A 2,528-nucleotide genomic window follows, 5' to 3' on the forward strand; every position below is an offset into this window, starting at 1 on the left:
CTATTTTATTTACTCAGTAAAATAATAGAGGGTGATTATAATTTGTTTGTTTTTCAGTTAGTTAGTGGGTTGTAAAGCATTGCATTTCTATATTTGACATGTGATCCAAGACGTGTTTTGAAACTAAATTTCGTAAGTGACTAGAAAGTTAGTTCCCCATCAATATATATTTAGCGGCAGAAAATATAATGCAATACATGGTTACATTTTCACTGGGTGCTAACATATAGGCTACGGGGGTGTGCCGTTAGGACCCATATAATTATTTTATCTTTATCAGGAGCATAAACATGTTTAAGAACCTTTTTGCTAGCCTGCAGAAAGTTGGTAAGTCTCTGATGCTACCAGTATCAGTTTTACCAGTTGCGGGTATTTTGCTAGGTGTCGGTGCAGCAGACCTTCCTTTCATTCCAGAAATCGTTTCAAACTTAATGGAACAAGCGGGTGGTTCAGTATTCGGTCAAATGGCACTACTGTTCGCAGTAGGCGTAGCACTTGGCTTTACTAATAACGACGGTGTAGCTGGTCTAGCTGCTATCGTTGGTTACGGCATCATGACTGCTACACTAGGCGTAATGGCTGGTGTAATGGGCGTTGATAAAATCGACACTGGTGTACTAGGTGGTATCCTAGTCGGTGGTGTTGCTGCTTGGGCATTCAACCGTTTCTTCCGTATTCAACTACCAGAGTACCTTGGCTTCTTCGCTGGTAAGCGTGCTGTGCCAATCATCACAGGTTTCTCTGCGATTGGTCTAGCAATCCTACTATCTGTAGTATGGCCACCAGTTGGCGGCGCTATTTCTGCGTTCTCTGATTGGGCTGCTCACCAAAACCCACAAGTGGCGTTTGGTATCTACGGTATCGTTGAGCGTTCTCTGATTCCATTTGGTCTTCACCACGTTTGGAACGTACCTTTCTTCTTCGAAGCTGGTACTTGTGTAAATGCTGCTGGCGAAACTCAAAACGGTGTTCTTACTTGTTACCTAGTTGCTGATGACGCATCTCGTGCAGCGGGCAATGGCTTCGGTCAGCTAGCTGGTGGTTACATGTTCAAGATGTTCGGTCTACCTGCTGCTGCAATCGCGATTGCACATTCAGCTAAACCTGAAAACCGTGCTAAAGTAATGGGCATCATGGCTTCTGCTGCGTTGACTTCATTCCTAACGGGTATCACTGAACCAATCGAATTCTCATTCCTATTCGTTGCTCCTGTACTGTACGCAATCCACGCTCTATTAGCTGGTTCTGCATACGTTCTTGCGAACACTCTAGGTTTTGTACACGGTACATCTTTCTCACACGGTCTAATCGACTTCCTAGTTCTATCTGGCAACGCGTCTAAGATGGGTCTAATGGTTGTATGTGGTGTTGCTTACGCTGCAATTTACTACATCGTATTCCGCACTGTGATTAAAGCACTTGACCTTAAAACTCCGGGCCGTGAAGACGAATCTGAAGAAGAAGTAGTTGCTACAGGTTCTGAACTTGCTGGTGAGCTAGTTGCTGCATTCGGTGGTAAAGCGAACATCACTGGTCTTGACGCTTGTATTACTCGTCTACGTGTTGCAGTAGCTGATACCGCTCTTGTTGACCAAGACAAACTGAAGAAACTAGGCGCTGCAGGTGTTGTTGTAGTTGCTGGTGGCGTACAAGCTATCTTCGGTACTAAGTCTGACAACCTTAAGACAGACATGGATGAGTGGATCCGTAACAACGGTTAATTCGCTGATTCAATAAATTGAAAGGAGGCCTTACGGCCTCCTTTTTTGTTTTCTGCAATATGCAAAATATCCTCACGCTTAAGCTCTTCTTACTCAACTAGTTCTACTCAACTCTATGTGTTAAAGGCCGATACCGAACCTTGAGCACCAGTTCGCTTTTACCTAGCGATGACACCTCTCTTTGTGAACCCAGTACACTATCATTTTTAAAAACAGTCTGAGAATATTATGAAACATCGTTATTTGATCGGCCTTATGTGCTGCAGCGGAGCCGCGTTTGTGCATGCTTCTGAAGCTCCAGATTTGGAAGTTGGATTAGCCATAGACCAAGACCTGAGTGTCGTTGTCGAATTTGATCAGAAATACCGTGCCACGATTGGCAACGACGGTGCTGCATTTGACTACATTTTGAAGCGTGGTCAGTTTGAGGCTGAAGCTCCGTTGAGTTGGTATGTCGGTGCAGGTGCTTGGGCTGAGTGGAATAATGATTTTGGCTTACGTTTGCCTTTAGGTATTAAAGTGAATTTCTACGAAGGTTGGAATGCGTACGTGCAAGTTCACCCTGAGCTCGACATGTATAAAGGTGTTGAATTACAAGTGGGTGGTGCACTGGGTATCACCTACAAGTTCTAGGTGATGAGACAAAAAAATGCCAGCTTAGTAGCTGGCATTTTTGAATGGTTTAAATAAGGTTATTTCTGTTTGTCCATTGCACGCTTTATGCAAATTGCAGCACCACCCCAAGTGATACCAAGACCAAGAACCATCATAATAATCGCACTCGTTGTCATGATTATGCTTCCTTCT

The 2,528-nt window shown here is 44.0% G+C and carries 3 protein-coding genes; 2 read left to right on the top strand and 1 reads right to left on the bottom strand.

Going from position 1 to position 2,528, the window contains the following annotated elements:
- The first annotated feature begins 290 nt into the window (after positions 1–290).
- Complete coding sequence (gene ptsG, locus AB4653_RS18670; RefSeq protein WP_009848984.1) at positions 291–1,721, top strand: PTS glucose transporter subunit IIBC; 1,431 nt, start codon at positions 291–293, stop codon at positions 1,719–1,721.
- A 228-nt stretch (positions 1,722–1,949) separates the two neighbouring features.
- Positions 1,950–2,354 carry a hypothetical protein gene (locus AB4653_RS18675; protein WP_009848985.1) on the top strand — a complete coding sequence of 135 codons (405 nt, stop codon included), beginning with the start codon at positions 1,950–1,952 and terminating at the stop codon, positions 2,352–2,354.
- A 59-nt stretch (positions 2,355–2,413) separates the two neighbouring features.
- Here AB4653_RS18675 and AB4653_RS18680 read toward each other — a convergent pair whose 3' ends face one another.
- Positions 2,414–2,512, bottom strand: coding sequence for a methionine/alanine import family NSS transporter small subunit (locus AB4653_RS18680; protein WP_009848986.1), 99 nt, complete (start codon positions 2,510–2,512; stop codon positions 2,414–2,416).
- Positions 2,513–2,528 lie beyond the last annotated feature (16 nt).

This window comes from Vibrio sp. 10N.222.48.A3, from assembly GCF_041475345.1.
In the GTDB taxonomy this organism is placed as follows: domain Bacteria; phylum Pseudomonadota; class Gammaproteobacteria; order Enterobacterales; family Vibrionaceae; genus Vibrio; species Vibrio tasmaniensis_A.